This window comes from Ligilactobacillus sp. (assembly GCF_036846325.1).
Lineage (GTDB): Bacteria > Bacillota > Bacilli > Lactobacillales > Lactobacillaceae > Ligilactobacillus.
In genome coordinates, this window is record NZ_DAIUCE010000003.1 from 16,022 (window position 1) to 36,734 (window position 20,713).

Here is a 20,713-nt window from a genome sequence, read left to right on the forward strand (position 1 = left end):
TTTATAAAAGAAGCATATTGCCATCAATCTTTTCAAATGCTATAATCTACTTGAAGATATGAACATATGCTCATAAATTGTTCGGGAAAGAAGGGGCTGACATGAAGAAGTTTTGGAACGATTGCGGTGAAGAAGGTCAAAAAACGCTGAAAAAGATGGGGCTTACGCTGATTCTGCTGATTATGGCAGAATTCCTTCACGGTCCTGCTGCAGTCGCACTGTACGGAGTGGCCTATCTGACAATCGGTCTTGACGTTTTGAAAGAAGCCGTTGAAGGATTGAGAGACGGGGAACTGTTCAACGAGAATACGCTGATGGCGATTGCGACGATCGGTGCCTTTGCGATCAGGCAGTATCCGGAAGCAGTCTTTGTAATGTTCTTTTATAAAATCGGCGAATTGTTCGAAGACATCGCCGTCAGGAATTCGCGTTCCTCAATTACGGCGCTGCTTGACATCAGACCCGACCATGCCTGGCTTAAGCTGGGAAATGCAGTCAGGGAAACTGCTCCTGAAAAAATCAAGGTCGGCGACGTAATCGTGGTTAAGCCGGGTGAAAAAGTTCCGCTTGACGGAATCGTGACGGAAGGAAATGCATATTTGGATACGGCTGCCTTGACGGGCGAAACGAAGCCTTTATTCGTCAAGGAAGGCGACAAAGTGCTGAGCGGCACGATCTGCAAGAACAGCACGTTTGAAGTCAGAGTCGAAAAGGAATACGGCGAATCAACGGTCGCAAGGATTCTTGAGATGGTGGAAAACGCCAGCGAAAAGAAGGCACCGGCCGAAAATTTCATTACGCAGTTTTCCAGGATCTATACGCCGCTCGTCGTGCTCGGAGCGGTTCTGCTTGCGACTGTTCCGCCGTTGCTTTTTGGCGGTGCATTTACCGACTGGCTTTACCGCGCTCTGGTTTTCCTGGTGATTTCATGTCCGTGCGCTTTGGTAATTTCGATTCCCCTGAGCTTTTTCGGCGGAATCGGCGCCGCTTCAAGGGCAGGCGTGCTTGTCAAGGGCAGCAACTATCTTGAAGCGCTCACTCATGTCAGAACATTTGTCTTTGACAAGACCGGAACGTTGACGAAAGGCAAGTTTGCCGTGACGAAGGTTTTGCCGGACGAAGGAGTTTCAGAAGCAGAGCTGGTATTTCTGGCAGCGTGCTGCGAGCAGTTTTCACCGCACCCGATTGCCCGTTCAATCGTTGATTACTATGACGGAGAGCTGAAGAAAGGCGACGTTTCTGACAGCGAGGAACTGGTCGGCCTGGGCGTTAGCGCAAAGCATGACGGAAAGACGATTTATTGCGGCAACGCCAAACTGATGAAGAAAGTTCTTCCAGAGACAAGGCTGCCGGAATCGGAAATCGGAACCCAGGTTTACGTGGCGTATGACGGGAAGTACGTCGGAAGTCTGGAAGTGGCTGACGTCATCAAGGAAGATTCAAGGGAGGCAGTGAACGATCTGCGCGCAGCCGGTGTTCAGAAAATCGTGATGCTGACCGGCGATGCCCGCAAGGTCGGCGAAGGAGTGGCACGTGAACTGGGGCTGGATGACGTCAAGGCGGAACTTCTGCCGCAGGACAAGCTTGAAGAAGTTGAAAAACTGAAGGCAGAGCTTTCCGACCAGGACAAGCTGGCATTCGTCGGCGACGGTTTGAACGATACGCCTGTTCTTGCGCAAAGCGATGTCGGAATCGCCATGGGAGCGCTTGGTTCCGATGCTGCGGTTGAAGCCGCAGATGTCGTGCTGATGTCAGATGAGCCGTCTGCCATCGTGCGCGTCATGAAAATTGCGGTCAGAACCAGAAGGATCGTATGGGAAAACATCAGCTTTGCGTTGGGCGTAAAGGCAGTCTGCCTGGTTCTCGGAGCACTCGGAATTGCCGGAATGTGGCAGGCCGTCTTTGCGGATGTTGGCGTGACCGTGCTCGCCGTTTTGAACAGTCTGCGCGTTTTGTACGGGCGGGATGGGGCGCATGCATGACCGGCCGTTAAAGTCTCGTTGGAAAATGCAGAGCATTCGGCTTCTTCGCAGATTTCTGATCAGACCATGAGAATAGTTCAAAAAAAACAGGACTTCTCAAACGGAGGTCCTGTTTTTTTACCATTTTGTCATTCGGCTTTCCTGCCCAGTTCCATGATCATGTCAAAGAAGCGCTTGTTGTCGACGTCGTAGACAAGCTGGGCTTCTCTGCCGCTTTCGTCGAGATACGTGCGTCCGTCACGCGGGAAGTCGGTATATACGCTGCATTTAACGGTCTTCTGCTTGATCAGTGTCGGGTCTTCCAGGGCGCATGTTGTCAAAACATCCCACAGGAAGTAAGTTGAGTTTGTCTCGAACATGCTGAGTTCCGGGACGAAGGCATAGCTGTTGCCAATGAAGTCGATGCCGGGGTAACGTCGTTCCTTTGCCCATGACATGCGCACGGCCGGCGTGAGAGGAACATTGTGCGTGCTTTCCAGCGCGACCATCGTGATTTTGATGCTGCTTGAAAAGACGGCTGAAACGGCCTCGGGATCCCAGAAGGCGTTCCATTCCTGCGTGCCGTCGCAATCTGGTTCGGCAACGTTGCCGCGTTCCTGGAAGGTTCCGCCCATCCACATGAGTTCTGCTATCTTGTCTTCAATTTCCGGTTTCTTTTTCAGTGCGCTGGCAAGATCGCTGAGCGGGCCGGTGAACAGAAGCGTGACGGGTTCGTTTGAATTCATCAGTTTTTCAATCAGATCGTCATCGGCTGCAAGAGGGGCCTTTGGAGTCTTGATTTCGCCTGATTCGTTCAGGATGGGCAGGGAGTTTTCAGAGTAGGCATCGAGGCGCCATTTTGCCGGGAAGGGATGGACTGCGCGGGCGTTCGAATAGGCAACCTCGAGTTTCTTGCCGTGACCGAAGCGGTCGATGACTTTCCGGCTTGCCTCCGCGGCCGGCTGCAGGTAACTGTCTGCTCCCATGACGCCGACTCCGATCAGATCAACATCATCCATTTGAAGAAGCAGGAAAAGCGAAATGATGTCATCGACACCGCCGTCCTGACTGAAATAAACTTTTTTAGACATGTCTGTTCCTGCTATATAAAATGTGAACAAATGTAATCATTTTTCGTATATTTGACTACATTTGAGAAAAGAATATAGCTTTTCCTTTCATAATTTTATTTACTGCCGTCTTCACCGGTATTCCCATATCCCAATTCAGGGGTAATGACATTGACCGGCTCCTGCAGCTTAAGGGTGTAGCCCACCCCGTTGATGTTTTTTTACGCCAGTGCCAGCAGATTCATCACTGCATTCTCATCTCTGTCCATGACGGCGCCGCATCTATAGCAGATGTACTCATCATGCCTGGTCCTGTGCTTTCTGTTTCCTTCAAGCGTTATCTTTTCATCTTTCTGCTTGATGTGGCCGCACTTTGAGCAGCGCTGCGTGCTTGGATGGAATTTGTCTGCAATGATCAGCCTTCTGCCGTACCATTCGCATTTGTATGCCAGAACCTGTTTCATTTCAGCATCAGGATAAAGGCGGACCTTCTGAACCCTGATTGCCGTTCTCTTCGGGTTCGGCATTGACATAATATTCACCTCACATTTTGTCTTTCTGTTGAATATTATGTCACATTCGGTAGCTTTTGAGTATAATTTTAACTACAGTTTATTCCCTCCATGAGATATCGTAAAAATACGAACTATTAGAGTTGATTGGAAGAAAATGGGATTCAGGTAAAACCTTTTACCTGTCCGCAATCCGCACAACATTACGATTATACCACGGGTTACGGACGTTTTAAAACCTATTAAAAACGAACGTTAGGAAAAAAATTTCGAGAATTATATTGATTTTACAAAAAAACAATGTATACTAAAATTTGTAAATTGATTAATCTGTTTTGGAGGGTGTACTATAATGCACATTAACAAGAAAATTGCTTCGGCCATTGCGGCAACATTGATGCTCGGCACGGTTCTCGTTGGCTGCGGCAACGGTAGTTCTGATTCCGCAAAGGCAAAGCACACGGCTGCTCTGGTAACTGACGGCGGCAGTATTGATGACAAGTCCTTCAACCAGTCAGCCTGGGAAGGTCTTGAAGCATGGGGTAAGGAAAACAAGCTTGAAAAGGGCGTAAACGGCTACAACTACGCACAATCAAACTCTGATGCAGATTTCACTCCGAACATCAATAAACTGATCAAGGCCAAGTACGGCACGATTTTCGGAATCGGCTACAAGCTTGCTCCGGTCATCAAGAAGACGGCCAAGCAGAACCCGAAGACGAACTTCGTCATCATTGATGACGTCGTTTCCGGCAAGAACGTTGCTTCCGTAACGTTCAAGTCAGAACAGTCTTCATTTTTGGCAGGCGTTGCTGCCGCAGAAACGACGAAGACTAACAAGGTCGGCTTTCTGGGCGGTGTTAAGAGTGATGTCATTACAACCTTCGAAAAAGGTTTCATCCAGGGCGTTCATGCCGTAAATCCGAAGATTACGGTTGACGTCAAGTATGCAGGCTCGTTTACAAAGGCCGATCTCGGCCAGTCAATGGCAACGGCAATGTACAACAACGGTGAGGACATTATCTTCCATGCCGCCGGCGGTACTGGCGCGGGTGCATTCACGGCTGCCAAGAACCTTGCCAAGAACGGCAAGAAGGTCTGGGTCATCGGTGTCGATCAGGATCAGAAGGCTGACGGCGCATACAAGGGCGGCAACGTCACGCTTGCATCTGCTGTCAAGGAAGTCGGCAATGCCACAAAGGATATCGCAAACAAGGCCATGAAGGACAAGTTCCCTGGTGGCAAGACCGTTACCTATGATCTCAAGAGCAAGGGCGTCGATCTGGTAAACGACAACATGTCAGACTCTGCCTGGAAGGCTGTTCAACAATACAAGCAGAAGATCATCAAGGGCGATTTGACGGTTAAGGCAAAATAATCTGCGTAAAAGCGCTGGCTCCTTAAAGGAGCAATCGGGTGGAGTATTGGTTTTTAAGATCAGCCGGTACTTCACCTTTTTTATGGAAGAACGCATCAAATTCAGGAGGGAAATATGAGTACAAGCGTCGTTGAAATGAGACACATCACGAAAAAATTCGGCAATTTCAAAGCCAATGACGATATATCTCTTACATTGCACAAAGGTGAAATTCTAGCTCTCTTGGGAGAAAATGGCGCCGGCAAGTCAACATTGATGGGAATGCTTTCCGGACTTTTGAAACCGACTGAAGGTCAGATCCTCGTTGAGGGAAAGGAAGTCGAAATGGAAAGTCCGCGCGATGCCAAAAAGCTCGGAATCGGCATGGTTCATCAGCATTTCATGCTGATTCCTGCATTTACCGTGCTGGAAAACATCATTTTAGGTGAAGAACCGCTCAAAGGCGGCAGAATCGACTACAAGAAGGCTTCACAGGAAATTGAGAGACTGGCCGAAAAATATCAGCTTGACATCGACCTGAAGGCCAAGGTCTCTGATATTACGGTCGGGATGCAGCAACGTGTCGAAATTATGAAGGCTTTGTACCGCAAGGCCAACATCTTCATCTTCGATGAGCCGACTGCCGCATTGACGCCTCAGGAAATCGACCAGCTGATGAAGATTTTCCGCGCGTTGGCCGATGAAGGAAAATCCATCATCTTCATCACGCACAAGCTCAAGGAAATCAAGGAGGCTGCTGACCGCTGCATCGTGATTCGCGCCGGTCGCGTCATTGACGACGTGATGGTCGCAGACGTTGCCGAAGAAAAGATGGCCGAAATGATGGTCGGAAGAAAGATCAGGACGACGGTTGACAAGGCAGAAGTCGATCAGTCAAGGGCGGTTCTTGAAGTCAAGGGGCTGAATGTTGAAAACAATGGCCTTCAGGCAGTCAAGAATCTCGATCTGACGGTTCATACCGGCGAAATCGTCGGGGTTGCCGGCGTTGACGGCAACGGCCAGAGCGAATTGATTGATGCCCTGACAGGAATGCGTAAAATCAAGTCCGGTTCGGTCAGGATCAACGGCAGGGAATATGCCAACCATCCGGTCAGGGAAATCACTGAAGCAGGCGTCGGGTACATCCCTGAAGACCGCCAGGTTGTTGGTCTCGTCTTGCCGATGACGATTTCTGAAAACCTTGCCTTGAAGAAATATTATCAGAAGCCGTTCAACAATCACGGCATCCTGGAATATGCCGACATCAACAGGAACGGCAGGGAACTGATTGAAAAATTCGACATCCGTTCTCAAAGCGAAAGGGAATCAGTCGGATCTCTTTCGGGCGGCAATCAGCAGAAAGTCATCGTTGCCCGTGAAATCGCAGGCGAACCCGAGCTGCTGATTGCGGCCAACCCCACCCGCGGCGTTGACGTTGGCGCAATCGAATACATTCATGAAAAAATCAATGATGAACGAAATGATGGCCGTGCAGTTCTGCTGGTAAGTTTTGAACTGGACGAAATTCTCAAACTTTCGGATCGCGTCGTCGTGATGCATGCAGGCGAAATCGTCGGCGAAATCGACCCGAAGAACACGTCTGCTGAAGAATTAGGCTTGATGATGGCCGGCAAGAAGACTGCCGGTGCCGAATAGGAGGAAAAATGTTGAAGGGAAAGAATAAGAATGCCTTGATCATCCCGCTTCTGGCCGTTCTTTCCGGCTTTATCGTCGGAGCGGTTCTGATGCTTGTTTTTGGCTATAATCCGATTCAAAACTATGTTAACTTGTTTGCCGGCGCATTCGGCGATATCTATTCCGTCAGCGAAACACTGCGCAACATGACGCCGCTGCTTTTGACGGGTCTTGGCTTTGCCGTTTCCAGCAAGGCCGGATTCTTCAACATCGGCGGCCCTGGTCAGTATCTTATGGGCTGGTTCGGCGCAATCGTCTTCGCTCTGCATTTTCATGCTCTGCCAGGAATCGTCCTGATCATAGGCTCCATCCTGTGCGGTGCGCTGTGCGGCGCAATCTGGTCAGGAATTGCCGGCGTCTTGAGAGCATTTTTCGGAACGAGCGAAGTTATTTCAACAATCATGCTGAACTATATTGCTTTATATTATGTAAACTATGCCATCAAGACCTGGCTTGCTCCGAAAGGTTCCGACTCATCCCCGAACATTCCGAAGAAGGCAAGTCTGTGCACCGATTTCCTGCAGAATCTGACACACGGATCAACGTTCCACTGGGGCTTTTTCCTGGCAGTTCTCTGCGCGTTTGCGGTTTGGTTCTATTTCAACAAGACCCGTTCCGGCTTTGAAGTGCGCAGCGTCGGAATGAATCCTTCTGCCTCGCGTTATGCCGGCATGAACGTCAGGAAGACGATTATCGTTGCAATGGTCATCTCGGGTATTCTGGCAGGACTGGCCGGAGCGCTCGACGGCATCGGCAACTATCAGAACATTTCCGTTTCAAACTCTACGCCAAGTGTCGGCTTTGACGGAATGGCCGTAGCCCTGCTTGCCGGTGAGAATCCGATCGGCATGCTGTTTTCGGCCCTGCTCTTCTCAGCGCTTCAGATCGGTGGTCTGAGCATTTCGGTGCTTTCGACGACGCCGTCTGAAATCGTCAACGTCGTGATGGCTTCGATTATTTTCTTCGTCGGAATCAAGTATGCGTTTGAAATGCTGATCAGCAAGGGCGTAATCAGGAAGAGTGCCAAGGCAAAGGAGGCAGACAACCAATGAGTTTAGAAACGATTTTGATGACGGTTTTCTCGTCAACGCTGATTTATGCGGCCCCGTTGATTTTCACGGCTCTGGGCGGCACGTTCTCCGAGCGAAGCGGCATCGTCAACGTCGGGCTTGAAGGGATGATGATCGTCGGAGCCTTCAGCAGCACGGTCTTCACGTTATCCTTCAGCAGTGCGTTGGGTGCGGCGGCTCCGTGGCTTTCAATCCTTGTCGGCGGCTTTTTCGGATTTCTGTTTTCAATTCTGCATGCCGTTGCAACGGTTAACTTCAGGGCCGACCACATCATCTCAGGGACGGTCTTGAACCTGCTTGCTCCCGGGCTTTGCGTCTTCCTGACCCGGATCATCTACAACGGCAAGGGTCAGACGCCGATTATCGAACAGGGTCTTGGAACCTACACTTTCCCGGGACTTTCAAAAATTCCGGTTTTAGGAAAGATTCTGTTTACGCGTACGTCCCTTGTCGCATATGTTGCGATTCTGATTGCAATTGTCAGCTGGTACTTCCTGTATCGCACAAACGTCGGGCTGCGTCTGCGTTCCGTTGGTGAAAATCCAGTGGCGGCAGACACCCTTGGTATTGATGTCTACAAATACCGCTATCTGGGCGTCCTGATTTCGGGCTTTTTAGGCGGTATGGGCGGTGCCGTGATGGCTCAGTCAATCACGATGAATTTCTCGTCGAATACGATTTCCGGTCAGGGCTTCATGGCTTTGGCAGCCATGATTTTCGGCAAGTGGCATCCGATCGGTGCGATGGGAGCGGCATTGTTCTTCGGGCTGGCACAAAGTCTGCCAATCACAGGAGCCTATATTCCGCTTCTCAGCCACGTCAACTCGGTCTGGTTCCAGGTTGCACCGTACGTCATCACGATTATCGTGCTCGTGATCTTCCTCGGCAAGGCGGTCGCACCGGCTGCTGACGGGACTAATTACGTCAAGAACAAGTAGTCATGAAGAGTCTTTGAGAGACTATGCCTCAAACCGGGACTGAATGGAAAATCTGTCTTAAGTTTAAAACGCATATGATTCATAATCACCCTTATGAATCATATGCGTTTTTACTTTGACCGGACATCTGTCAGGCGTTCAAACTCAGGAGCGTGACGGGACAGCAGACCAAAATTCTGAATTTCGTCCGAAATAGTCTGCTTTGTCCGGTATTTCAACAGGCAAAGAAGACTTTCTCCCAGCCTCGGTTTTTATTCTGTGCCGGTTGAGTCTGAAAGCTGCAATCCAGGAAAAACATCCGCGGCATTTTCCAGCAAAAGCTGCCGGTATCGTGGATTTGCCAGTAACCGGACAAGCTGATTAAAGTTTATTCGGCTGAAATCAAAATAGGCTTGATTTTGCATTAATTATGGGTATATACTTTTAATATATCTAGTATGCAACCGCTTTTATTGCGGCGTGACAGAGAGGTCTTACGTATGGCAACAATCAAGGACGTTGCGCGTCTGGCGGGAGTTTCTCCTTCGACCGCCTCGCGTGCGATGCATGACAGTTCACTTATAAGTGAAGAAACTAAGCAAAGAGTGCGCAAGGCAATGGCGAAGCTTGACTATTCACCGAACTTTGCGGCGCAGAATCTGGCGAACAAGTCGTCAAACATGATCGGGGTTATCCTGCCTGCAAGAGAGGATTCCGTCGGAGACAACCCGTTCTTTATTCAGATTATTCAAGGATTGGCAACGATCTGCAACGCACATGACTATATGGTTTCCGTAGCAACGGGTCAAAGCGAGGATGAGCTGGTCAGGAACATCGAGACGATGATCAAGCGAGGCAACATCAGGCAGTTCGTCTTCGTCTATTCCAAGGCGCACGACAAGGTTCTGGAGTATGTCAAGAAGCAGGACGGCGTGCGGTTCGTCATTATCGGTACGCCCTATGAAGATCGGGAAACGACGCTTTACGTCGACAATGACAACCGAAAGGCCGGGTTTGACGCGACGGAATTCCTGTATGACAAGGGGTTGGAAAATATTCTGTATGTCTACACCGATCTTGATGAAAACGTGCAGAACGACCGCTTTCTGGGGTATAGGGATGCCGTCAGGAAGCATGGAGGACAATTGCTGAGCCTGAGCCTTGGAAGCGAAGACGAACAGGAGCGCACGAAGGCCTTGAAGGATTATTTCAAGGCCTATCCGGAGATTGAGGCAATCATCGCGTGTGACGACATTCTGGCGTTCAAGACGGAGTATTCATGCGAAGCCGCAGGAATCGACGGCAGAAGGCTTGCAATGATGGGCTTCAACAATTCCGCATATGACAAGATCATGCATCCGACGCTGACTTCGGTCGAGATCTTCCCGCGTTTTCTGGGATCTGAGGCTGCGGCGCTTGCGATTGACTCGAATCTTAAAATTGAAAGCAACTGCGTGATTGTCCCGCACAAGGTCATCGAGCGCGAATCAACGGAAATATAGCATTAAAACCGCTGGAATCTGAAAGGTTCCGGCGGTTTTTGTTCATGAAAATACAGTGCCGCTGAAAATTTTTTCAAGAAAGTGCTTGCAAGTGCAACCGATTGCATATATAATAATAAGCGAAAATGAAAACGTTTGAATGAAGGGCGGCATAGGAAATGAAACGTATTTTTGAAATAAATCCATGGAAGGTAATCACGCATACATTCAATAAGGAAGACAAGCGTCTTCAGGAAAGCATGACGAGCATCGGCAACGAATATATGGGCATGCGCGGAATGTTTGAGGAAAAATACTCCGGCGATACGCACAAGGGCATCTATCTCGGCGGCGTCTGGTTCCCCGACAAGACGCGCGTCGGATGGTGGAAGAACGGCTATCCCGAATACTTCGGCAAGGTCATCAATGCGGTTGATTTTGTCAGCGTCGACATCAGGCTTGACGGAGAATCGGTTGACCTGGCCAAAGATGAATTCAGCGACTTTGAACTTGCGCTTGACATGAAGAACGGCGTCCTGACAAGAAGCTATGTTGTCAAGCGCGGTGAAAAGAAGGTCAGGTTGAGTTTCGAGCGCTTTGTCAGCGTTGACATGAAGGAACTCTATGCGGACCGAATCACGGTCGAAAACCTCGGCTCAACTGCAGTCAAGGTTGAAATCGACTCGGTCATCGATGCTGACGTCTTCAATGAAGACTCAAATTACGATGAGAAGTTCTGGAATGTTCTCAGCAAGAAGGCTGACAGGACAACGGGCCGTCTTGTTGCAAGGACGATTGAAAACAACTTCGGAACACCTCAGTTCACGACGGAAATGCTCATGCAGAACGTTTCCGATCTTGAGGCAAAGGATCCGGAGGAAACTGATCTCAAGGTTGCAAACGCCTTTGAAGGCGAGGTTGCAGCAGGTCAGAGCACTGTATTTGAAAAGCGCGTCATCGTCGTGACGTCACGTGACTATGACACTGTCGAGGCGCTTGACGAAGCAGCTGAGAAGCTTTCCGCAAAACAGGCGGAATCAAGCTTTGACGAACTGCTGGCAGCACAGGCAGACGGTTGGGCAAGGCGTTGGGAAAAAGCCGACGTTGTCGTTGAAGGAAACGATGAATCGCAGCAAGGCATTCGCTTCAACCTGTTCCAGTTATTCTCGACCTATTACGGAAACGATGCGCGCCTGAACATTGGTCCGAAGGGATTCACCGGCGAAAAGTACGGCGGTGCCACTTACTGGGATACCGAAGGTTTTGCCGTTCCCCTGTATCTGGCACTGGCAGACAAGTCAGTGACGCGGAACCTGCTTGAATACCGCCACGAACAGCTTCCGGGCGCATACCACAACGCAAGGCAGCAGGGACTGAAAGGCGCATTGTTCCCAATGGTGACGTTCAACGGAATCGAATGCCACAACGAATGGGAAATCACGTTTGAGGAGATTCACCGCAACGGAACGATCGCATATGCAATCTACAACTATACGCGCTATACGGGCGATACCGAATACGTGACGCATGACGGCTTTGACGTCCTGGTCGGCATCGCACGCTTCTGGGCAGACCGCGTTCACTTCTCAAAGCGCAAGGGCATGTACATGATTCATGGCGTGACGGGTCCGAACGAATACGAAAACAACGTCAACAACAACTGGTATACGAACATGCTTGCCAAGTGGTGCCTGGACTATGCAAACGAAATCGCTGACAAGGTCGACGACGAGAAGACGGCTGAGCTTGCCCTGACTTCAGAAGAACGTGCCAGGTGGCATGAAATCGCAGACAACATGTATCTGCCTGAAGACAGGGAATTAGGCATTTTCGTCCAGCACGACACGTTCCTTGACAAGGATCTGACGCCGGTCAGGGATCTTCCGCAGGACCAGCTGCCGCTCAATCAGCACTGGTCATGGGATCACATCCTGCGTTCGCCGTACATCAAGCAGGCTGATGTTCTTCAGGGCATTTACTACTTCATCGACCGCTTCACACAGGAGCAGAAGGAACGGAACTTTGACTTCTACGAACCGCTCACAGTTCATGAATCAAGCCTTTCCCCATCGATTCATGCCATTCTTGCCGCCGATCTTCACAAGGAGGACAAGGCTTTTGAAATGTACTCAAGAACTGCGCGTCTTGATCTTGACAACTATAACAACGATACGAACGATGGTCTGCACATCACGTCCATGACCGGTTCATGGCTTGCAATCGTGCAGGGATTTGCAGGAATGCGCGTCATTGATGACGAGCTGCAGTTTGCACCGTTTCTTCCGAAGGAATGGACGGGCTACAAGTTCAGAATCAACTTCCGCGACCGTCTTCTGAGCATTGATGTCAGCCGTGAAGGAACGGACATCGACCTGCTCAAGGGCGATGACCTGACAATCAGGCTGAACGGAAAAGATTTGAAACTTACGGCAAAATAAGGAGGATCAGAACGTGAAAGGTGCTATTTTTGATTTAGACGGCGTAATTACCGATACGGCCAAATTCCACTTTGCAGCGTGGAGTCAGCTGGCTTCCGAAAAACTTGGGCTGGAGCTTCCTGCTTCATTTGAAACCGAGCTCAAGGGCATCAGCCGAATCGAATCTCTGGAACGAATTCTGGATTTCGGCGGTCTTCGCGACAAATACACGGCTGAGCAGGTTGAAGAGCTGGCAGCAGAAAAGAACGGCTACTACCTGAAAGCCATCGACACTCTGACAAAAGACGACATTCTTCCGGGAATCGCGCGTTTGATAGGAGAATTGAAGGAACATGACGTCAAGCTTTCCGTTGCTTCCGCATCAAGGAATGCTCCGGTCATTTTGAAGAAACTGGGGTTGTTTGACGAATTTGACGCTATTGCAGATCCTTCGAAGGTCGAACACGGCAAGCCCGCCCCTGATATCTTCCTGGCCGGTGCAAGTGCAGTTTCCCTGGACCCGAAGGACTGTGTCGGTGTTGAAGATGCCGTTGCCGGAGTCGCCGCAATCAAGGCGGCAAATATGACGGCCGTGGCTGTTGGTGACCCTGAAGAGCTCAGGCAGGCTGACGTTGTCGTCTCCTCAACGGATGATTTCAGTTACGAACTGTTTGAAAAGACGTGGGAAAAATCGCATAATTAAAATTGTTTCAGCGGAAATTTTCATTTTTGAAGGTTTCCGCTGCTTTTTTAGTCGTGCATCGCAGTCAAGATGAAAATCTCTGAACTTGTCTGTAAACACCTGATGAAACAGGACTTATGCTCATGCTTGAGGATTCATGACATAAGCCGCAGCCGCCGGCACTGCATTTTTAAGTAAATCCATGTCAAAAAGGGCCGTTCGCATTGCGGAAGGCGGTAGTAATTGTCAAAACAACTTGAGATAACGCTTTCAAAAAACTATAATGAATATGTAGTTATTTCACTTGAGTTAGGGGGCATGGTCGATGAGAATGCTGACATTGAATTGTCATTCTCTGTTGAATTATGATTCTGAAAGGCAGATTCAGGAAATAGTCGATCAAATCGTCAGAGAAGAGATTGACGTCCTGTCGCTGCAGGAAGTAAATCAGTCACAGCTTGCAGATGCAGTTGCTGAAGACGAACTGGAATCATTGGGGTATAAGGAACCAGCGGAAGAAAGCGCAGTTATCAAGAGTGACAATTTTGCCTGTCGGTTGTCGAGAGCATTGAAAAAAGTGAAGCTTGACTTTAAATGGTCATGGAATCAAGCCTACAGGGAAGCAGACGGACTTGAGTGGGGAGTTGCGCTTTTTTCGCGTCTTAGTTTGACCAACGTGCACAGCGCTTTGATTTCAAGCAGCGACTTTGCGGACAATCTGACCAAAAGGTGCGTTCTGCTGGCGCAACTGGCCGATGAAACGAAAACGGTGGTGGCAGCTGTTCATTTTAACGGTGAGAATTCGTCGGAATTTCGCTATGAGTGGGGTAATTTGATGGAAACGATTGTAGAGCTGGGACTGAGTAGTCACCCCGTGTATCTGCTCGGAAACTTCAATGTTGACGCAGAAGTTGATACTGGAAGCTATACGCTGATGTGTCAGGAATTTGACGATACATACTGTTCTGCAATTTCAAAGGGCGACGGCATGACCGTCCGCGGAAGACTTGACGGATGGGATGACAGCGGAATTTCCGAGCGGCTGGACTATATTCTGACGAATGCGCAAAATGAAGTGTCCTACAGCCGCGTTTGCTTTGACGGAAACATCGGTCCGCGCATCTCAAATCATGCAGGGGTTTTGATTGAGGTTTCAGATGATTCCGAAACGTGCTCTGCATGATCAAAATCTGTTATAATTCAGGTGTGAACAGATTGGAGTGATTAATTATGACAAAGAAAGCAGCGGTGATTCTGGCACCGGGTTGTGAGGAAATCGAGGCTTTGTCAGTAGTTGACGTTTTGCGTCGTCTGAATGTCAAGTGTGATATGGTTGGTTTGTTTGACACGAAAGTCGACGGCGATCACGGAATTCTTCTGACGTGCGACAGGACGGTCGATGAAAGTCTGCTTGACTATGACCTCGTGGCTTTTCCGGGCGGACTTGAAGGAGCAAGGAATCTGCGTGATTCGGAAAGCCTCGCAGAGCTGATGGTCAGAAGGCAGAAGGACGGTAAATGGAATGCGGCAATGTGTGCTGCTCCGATGGCATTTGCCAGATATGGTCTGCTTGACGGTGCAGAATACACGATGTATCCGGGCATGAATGATGACATCAGTTCTGAAGTTGACAATGGTTCGTTTAAGGAAGACATCGTCGTCATTGATGAGGAAAGGCATCTTGTGACGAGCCGCGGACCGGCAACCGCATTGGCATACGCATATGCGATTGCGGAGGTTTTAGGGATTGACACGAAGGAAATCAGGCATGGAATGTTGTACGATTTGCTGCTTGAAGACAATTAACGATTAGCCGAAATACAAAATTAGCCGGGAAAATGCTTCCCGGCTAATTTTGTTAGTGCTTCTTCAAAAGCTTCAAGGCTGTGATGACTCCTGAGACGATGGCAATCACGAAGAGAATTTCACCGATGATGACAGTGAAGAAACCGGGTTCGTGAAGCATTCCGTATTCATCAACGTAGGAGGACAGGTTGCCGATGAAGGGAATGGCAAAACTCAAGCCCAGAAGAAGAAGCGGAAATCTGAAACTTTTCATGCTTCGATTTTAACAGGAATTTGTTTCCTATTGGTTAAAAACAGGTTAAGAAAAAGTAAAGCAAGACCGAATAGACATTCGGTCTTGCTTTTTTTGATATTAAGTTTATAAAATTCAGACTGTGAATCGATTTGCCTGTTCGTCCAGCTGCTCGGCGATTTGCTGCAGATCAGCCACATGTTGCGTAAACTCGTCCATCGTTGCCAGAACTTCTTCAGAATTTGCAGAAACTTCCTCTGTTCCGGCGGCGTTTTCCTGCGTTGAAGCAGAGATGCTTTCAAGACCTTCAAGAACCTTGGCCTGCACTTCTTCAATTTTCGTCGAAGCTTCGGCAACGCCGGAAACTCTTTCTGCCATGTCCTGATTGCGCTTGTAGACGTCCATCGTTGACTTGATGGCGTCCTGAATCAGTTTGGACTGCTTCTGACCGCCTTCAACGGAACTGTTCGTCTTGTCGACCATGGCAGTCGACTGCTGCTTGATGTTGTCGATGATGCCTTCGATTTCCTTGGTTGAGGCAGCGCTTTGTTCAGCAAGCTTGCGGATTTCAGCTGCAACGACTGAGAAGCCCTTGCCTGCTTCGCCAGCGCTGGCAGCTTCAATCGAGGCATTCAAGGCAAGCAGGTTCGTCTGACGCGAAATTTCGTTGATGACATTGATGATCTTGGTGATGTCCTGAATGTCGGCATTCATGTTCTGCACGCTTTGGGACAGGGCCTTCATGTCTTCAAGCTCGTCACTCCAGTTACTGTTGACCTTGTCCATCGTGTTCATGTTGTCCTGATTGATTTTAGCCGATTCAACGGATTCCGAGTTCATCTGCTGAACGCTTTCGTTCAATTCGTCGATGACCTTTGAAAGTTCTTCAAGCTTGGTCACACTGTCCTGAGTTTCCTGAGCCTGCGAACTCGTCACGTCGGCAATGCCCGTAATCGTTTGTGCGACTTCGTCAACGGCGCGGTCGGTCTGTTTTGAAAGATCGAGCAGTGAAGTCGACATTTCATCGACTTTGGCTGAATTTTTCTGAACATGTCCGATTAGTTCTGCCGTTGCGTCAATCATGTGATTGTATTCATATGCAATCTGGTTGAACTCGTGTCCGTCTGGATCGGGACTAACGAGCTTTGCCGCAAGTTTTTTGAGATAAGAATGCTTGACGGACGGATCGTATTTTTCAATCTTGTTCAGGTTGCCTGAGGCAGCTTCCTGAATCCGGTTCTTGAAGATATTGATTCCGTCTTTGATCCATTGAACTGAAGCAATTGTGGTAACCACGATTGCAATGCCGATAATGATGAGAATGAAGGCTGTATTTCTCAACAGGACAGTCTGTTCTGTCTTGAAATCATATCTTCCGACTTTGGCAAACGTCCATGTCACACTTGAGCTGCTGCCCTTGTCGAAATAAATGTCCTGTGTTTTTGCCTCTCCCTTGATATGTATCGTTCCCCGGCGTTTTCCGGAATTTGAAATGGCCTTGAATTCGGGAGTTTGAGAGATGTCCTTGCCTACCTTGTAAACCGTGCCGGAGTTCTTGTCACCCGTTGAATTGATAACGTTACCCTTGTTTGAGACGAGCGTGAGACTGCCGGTTCTTCCGACTTTCATGTCGGCAAACTCATTTATGATGTCATTGTAGGAAACATTGATACAGATTACTCCGGAATCGCCTTTCCTGTTTCTGACGACGGTTGAGGCAGTTGTCAGCCACTGTCCCGTTGCTGCAAGGTAATGCGGAGTTGTCCAGTAAATCTGGCCTTCTCTCTGGACTGCACCCTTGTACCAGTCCTTTGTTCTCAGATCGGCCGTATCCTTGATGCCCTGGGTGCTTGTGAACTTACCCTTGCTGTTGATGAAAATTGCGTTCGTGTATTCATTGTTTCCTGAAATGGCAAGGTTCAGTTCGCGCTTAATCTGGTTGAAATCAAAATCGTTTTCAAAAGTCGGCTGACTGGAAATACCGGTCAGCTTTTCATTTGTCGTTTTGTTCAATTTGGTTCTGGCCTTTTGCAGAGTTGCGACTGCGCTTTGCTTTGAAAGCTCATTTCGTTCCTGCAGCATGTCAATATTGCTCATGTAGGAAGTAATTGACATAATAATGATCGGGATGAATCCGAGAATCATGAGCATGACCATAATCGGTCTGCTGATGCTTTTACCCCGTGTCCTGTTTTTATTTTCCACCTTCGTAACCTCCAGTAATGTCTGATAAAAAACGTACAACATGAAAATTATACAAAAACAACATGATGGAAATGTATATTTTCTTAAAATAAAAAAAGAAAACCAATCATCAAATTAAGGCATTTTTGATGATTGGTTTTAATAATTGTGACTATAGTTTCAAAAAACGTTTTATTATTTAATAATTTGAATTCTGACTGTTTGTGACGGCCTTGAAATGCGTATAAACATACAATCCGTCATCGGTGGAACCCTTGATGTCAGTGATTTTCTTGCCGTCAATCAGCTTCAGTGCGGTTTCGATGCACTTTTCACCCTGAATTTTTGTCGGCTGGGCAGCAGTCAGGCCCATTTCACCTGAACTGATTCTGGCTTTTCCTTCGGCCGATGCATCCACTCCGCAGACAATCGGGAGTTTCCTGCCCGCCTTCTTGAAGGCCTTGATTGCTCCGACCGCCATATTGTCATTGTTTGATGCGATGACGTCGCACGGCTGTCCGGTCTTAAGGAACAGTTCCATCTGATGTTCAGCCGTGTCTTCTTCCCAGTCCGCATAGTCATTGAAGACGTAATTGACGCTTCGTCCGGCCTTTTCAAGAGTTTCCTTGAAGGCTTCGGTTCGTTTTTCAGAAACAAGTCCGCTTTGACCTTTCAGGACGACAACGTTCAGTGTCTGTTTGTCAGTATGCTTTAAAACGTAATTTGCCTGAAGACGTCCGGCCATTTCTTCTTCCGGTCCGACGTAGACGTCCTGGTTTTCCTTCAGGACGCTTTCTGACGGTTGAAAGTTGTAGAAGACGACGGGAATTTTCCCGGCAAGTGCAATCATTTCCTGGGCATTGTCGGCATCAACCGGTCTGATCATGACGGCATCGTAGTGATTTCTGACAGCTTTCTTCAACTGTCTGATCTGTTTTTCACTGTTCTGATCAGAATTATAGACGTCAACCGTAACCCCTTTTTCGGCGCCTGCGTCCTTGATGGACGAAATCAGGTTTCTGATCAGTCCGTCGTCATTGGTGTGAATCAAAACGGCAATGCGCTTACCGTTGCCGCTGTCACTGTCTGACCTGCTGCCGCATCCGGCCGTAAGGAACACCATGCAGGCCAGCGCCATTAACACCTTGAAAAATTTCTTGAACATGCTTAACTCCTCCTGTTTGCTTAGACCTTGAAGCGCTTGACCTGATCGGCAAGTTCCTCTGAAGTGGCGGCCAGATGCCTGGACTCTTCGGCAAGAACCGTGCTGTTTTCGGAAATGTTCCTGGCCTGTGAAAGCGTCGTTTCCGAAGTGGCATGAATTTCGTCTGAACTTGCGGCCTGCTCTTCCGAAATGGCAGCAACGTTTGTCGCAACCTGGTCAACGCTGTCGATTTCCTCGACGACCTTCGAGATGACGTCGCTTGTTTCCTGGATGTTATGGTAGATTGTGTCGAAGCTTTCAACGGCCGTATTGATTAAAACGGCACTGGAGTTGATGTCCTTGACGCTTGATCCGGCCTGCTGAACCGTATTGTCGACAAGTCCGTTGACCTGATCGATCAGGTCTGAAATCTGCGAAACAGATTCGGCACTGCTCTTGGCAAGATTATTGATTTCAGTTGCCACAACCGCAAAGCCCTTGCCTGCTTCTCCGGCACGTGCCGCCTCAAGCGATGCATTCAGCGAAAGGAGATTTGTCTGATGGGCAATTTCGCCGATGATTTTCACGATATTGACGATTTCACCCGAAGCCTTGCCGACCGAATTGATGGAATCCTGGAGAGTCGTAACTGAGGATTGAATGTTTTCGAGCGCCGTAACGACCTGCTTCATGTCCTCCCGTCCCTTATTTGAAACTTCGACCGTATCGTTCATCTTGTTTCTGGCATGATCGCCGTTGTCCTTGGTGTCGGTGACGACTTCTGCCAGCTGACTTGCGTTTTCGGCAATGTCATTGACGGAAATTGCAAGTTGATCGACCGTCATGTTGAGTTCGTTCATTGATTTTGACTGAGTGTCTGATGCGGAACTCATTTCATTTGCAACGCGCTCGCTGTCAAGCGCCTGTTCCTCGAGATTGCGTGAAATGCCTGTGATTGATTTGATCATCTGACGCATGTAGGTGATGAATTCGGAAACGCTACGGCCCATTTCGGCAATTTCGTCGTTGCCCTTCGTCTTGACGGAAACGGTGAAGTCACCGCCGGCCATTGCCGTGATGACCTTCGTCATTTCCTTGACAGGCCTGATTGTGACATGCGTTACGCGTTCAACGACAATGCACATGATCAGAAGGGCAATGAGACTGACGATTGCCATGATGATTCTCAGTTTTGAAAGGTCAGCTAAAACAATGCCTGACGGAATATATGAAACCAAGATCCAGTCGGTTCCGTCAATCTGGGAAAATGCAGTGAAGTTTTCTCCGAGCTCCTGGGTGGAGTAGTCGCTTTTCTTGATTTCCCTTCTGGCCTGTGCGTAAATCTCAGGCTGGTCTGACGAGCCGAGTCTTTCTGAAACATAGCCTGAATTGCGATCAGCCATGATCTGCATCGTATCCTTGTTGACGAGAAAAGCTTTGGCACCTTCCATCGAAATGCTTGAATTGACAATGGTTGAAATGCGGTCAAGGCTGAAGTCAGCGGCAATGACACGGACATTCCTGCCGTTGTCGTCAAGCATCCCCGTTGCGCTGATGACCTTGCTTCCGTCTTCATTCGTGTACGGGTCGCCGAATGCCATGTTGACGTGAGTCAGACCTTCCTTGAACCAGGTCGAGTTCAGGGGATTGCTGATGGCCTTGTCTGACTTTTCCGCCTTGATGACCTTGCCCTTCTGGTCTGCGATGTAAATTCCGTTTTGAGAGTTGGTATTGAAGCCGTAATAGCTGTCGACCGTCTTCTGGAGGGCCTTGTCGCTTTGATTGGAAGTTTCAATGGCCTTCTTGGCTGAATTGAACGAATTGAGATTTTCCGTCATCCACGCTTCAATACTGGAACTTTGCTTGGCAACGGAAGTTTCCAGAAGATCTTCGGCATTCCTCTTGATCATCGAAGCGGAAATGTTGTAGGCAATGACTACCAAAGCAATGATCATTAAACCGGTAATTGGAATGATTGCTGACAAGAGCTTTGCCTTGATAGAGAACTTAGTGTTTTTTTTCAAAGACATATCCTCCATATGTATAAATTTCTTTAAATGAAATATATGATTCGCTAGTATTAATATCGGAAGAAAGTTTCAAAAATTAACCCTTCAATATACATATGAGATGATAATGAAAGGTATTTTAGTTTATAATCTTAATTTAATGCGTGATGAAGTCA

15 protein-coding genes and 1 pseudogene are annotated in these 20,713 nt (G+C 48.6%); 10 read left to right on the forward strand and 6 right to left on the reverse strand.

Going from position 1 to position 20,713, the window contains the following annotated elements; all coding sequences use genetic code 11:
- The first annotated feature begins 101 nt into the window (after positions 1–101).
- Positions 102–1,982 carry a heavy metal translocating P-type ATPase gene (locus tag V7Z60_RS00720; RefSeq protein ID WP_334115556.1) on the forward strand — a complete coding sequence of 627 codons (1,881 nt, stop codon included), beginning with the start codon at positions 102–104 and terminating at the stop codon, positions 1,980–1,982.
- 128 nt (positions 1,983–2,110) lie between these two features.
- Here the strand turns inward: V7Z60_RS00720 and V7Z60_RS00725 are convergent, their stop codons facing one another.
- Both V7Z60_RS00725 and V7Z60_RS00730 read right to left on the reverse strand, forming a co-directional pair.
- Positions 2,111–3,052: a nucleoside hydrolase gene (locus tag V7Z60_RS00725; RefSeq protein WP_334115558.1), complete on the reverse strand. Its 942-nt coding sequence runs from the start codon at positions 3,050–3,052 to the stop codon at positions 2,111–2,113.
- A 200-nt stretch (positions 3,053–3,252) separates the two neighbouring features.
- Positions 3,253–3,492: pseudogene (locus tag V7Z60_RS00730) on the reverse strand (zinc ribbon domain-containing protein); the annotation flags it as partial.
- 403 nt (positions 3,493–3,895) lie between these two features.
- Here V7Z60_RS00730 and V7Z60_RS00735 point away from each other — a divergent pair.
- The 9 genes from V7Z60_RS00735 to V7Z60_RS00775 all read left to right on the forward strand — a co-directional run bounded on the left by V7Z60_RS00735 (position 3,896) and on the right by V7Z60_RS00775 (position 14,968).
- Positions 3,896–4,921, forward strand: coding sequence for a BMP family lipoprotein (locus tag V7Z60_RS00735; RefSeq protein ID WP_334115559.1), 1,026 nt, complete (start codon positions 3,896–3,898; stop codon positions 4,919–4,921).
- Positions 4,922–5,035: 114 nt separating this feature from the next.
- Entirely contained in the window at positions 5,036–6,556 is a 1,521-nt protein-coding gene (locus V7Z60_RS00740) for an ABC transporter ATP-binding protein (protein WP_334115560.1), read from the forward strand.
- An 8-nt stretch (positions 6,557–6,564) separates the two neighbouring features.
- On the forward strand, positions 6,565–7,647 hold the full coding sequence (locus V7Z60_RS00745) for an ABC transporter permease (protein ID WP_334115561.1): 1,083 nt from the start codon (positions 6,565–6,567) through the stop codon (positions 7,645–7,647).
- Entirely contained in the window at positions 7,644–8,603 is a 960-nt protein-coding gene (locus tag V7Z60_RS00750) for an ABC transporter permease (protein WP_334115562.1), read from the forward strand. The genes V7Z60_RS00745 and V7Z60_RS00750 overlap by 4 nt, the downstream gene beginning before the upstream one ends.
- Before the next feature lie 479 nt (positions 8,604–9,082).
- Complete coding sequence (locus V7Z60_RS00755; protein WP_334115563.1) at positions 9,083–10,084, forward strand: LacI family DNA-binding transcriptional regulator; 1,002 nt, start codon at positions 9,083–9,085, stop codon at positions 10,082–10,084.
- Positions 10,085–10,242: 158 nt separating this feature from the next.
- Positions 10,243–12,501, forward strand: coding sequence for a glycoside hydrolase family 65 protein (locus tag V7Z60_RS00760; RefSeq protein ID WP_334115564.1), 2,259 nt, complete (start codon positions 10,243–10,245; stop codon positions 12,499–12,501).
- Positions 12,502–12,514: 13 nt separating this feature from the next.
- A complete protein-coding gene (gene pgmB, locus V7Z60_RS00765) occupies positions 12,515–13,183 on the forward strand; it encodes a beta-phosphoglucomutase (RefSeq protein ID WP_334115566.1) in 669 nt (222 codons plus the stop codon).
- Between the two features lie 304 nt (positions 13,184–13,487).
- Positions 13,488–14,345 carry an endonuclease/exonuclease/phosphatase family protein gene (locus V7Z60_RS00770; protein WP_334115567.1) on the forward strand — a complete coding sequence of 286 codons (858 nt, stop codon included), beginning with the start codon at positions 13,488–13,490 and terminating at the stop codon, positions 14,343–14,345.
- 47 nt (positions 14,346–14,392) lie between these two features.
- On the forward strand, positions 14,393–14,968 hold the full coding sequence (locus tag V7Z60_RS00775) for a DJ-1 family glyoxalase III (RefSeq protein ID WP_334115569.1): 576 nt from the start codon (positions 14,393–14,395) through the stop codon (positions 14,966–14,968).
- A 52-nt stretch (positions 14,969–15,020) separates the two neighbouring features.
- Here the strand turns inward: V7Z60_RS00775 and V7Z60_RS00780 are convergent, their stop codons facing one another.
- The 4 genes from V7Z60_RS00780 to V7Z60_RS00795 form a co-directional block, all read right to left on the reverse strand.
- Positions 15,021–15,221, reverse strand: a complete 201-nt coding sequence (locus tag V7Z60_RS00780) for a DUF3955 domain-containing protein (RefSeq protein ID WP_334115570.1) — start codon at positions 15,219–15,221, stop codon at positions 15,021–15,023.
- 114 nt (positions 15,222–15,335) lie between these two features.
- The gene (locus V7Z60_RS00785) at positions 15,336–17,405 is read right to left on the reverse strand and encodes a methyl-accepting chemotaxis protein (RefSeq protein ID WP_442918880.1); all 2,070 of its coding nucleotides are present in this window, start codon (positions 17,403–17,405) and stop codon (positions 15,336–15,338) included.
- A gap of 178 nt (positions 17,406–17,583) precedes the next feature.
- Positions 17,584–18,549 (reverse strand): sugar ABC transporter substrate-binding protein, encoded by a 966-nt coding sequence (locus V7Z60_RS00790; RefSeq protein ID WP_334115572.1) that lies wholly within the window; start codon positions 18,547–18,549, stop codon positions 17,584–17,586.
- A 20-nt stretch (positions 18,550–18,569) separates the two neighbouring features.
- Positions 18,570–20,558 (reverse strand): methyl-accepting chemotaxis protein, encoded by a 1,989-nt coding sequence (locus V7Z60_RS00795; protein ID WP_334115574.1) that lies wholly within the window; start codon positions 20,556–20,558, stop codon positions 18,570–18,572.
- Between the last annotated feature and the right edge of the window lie 155 nt (positions 20,559–20,713).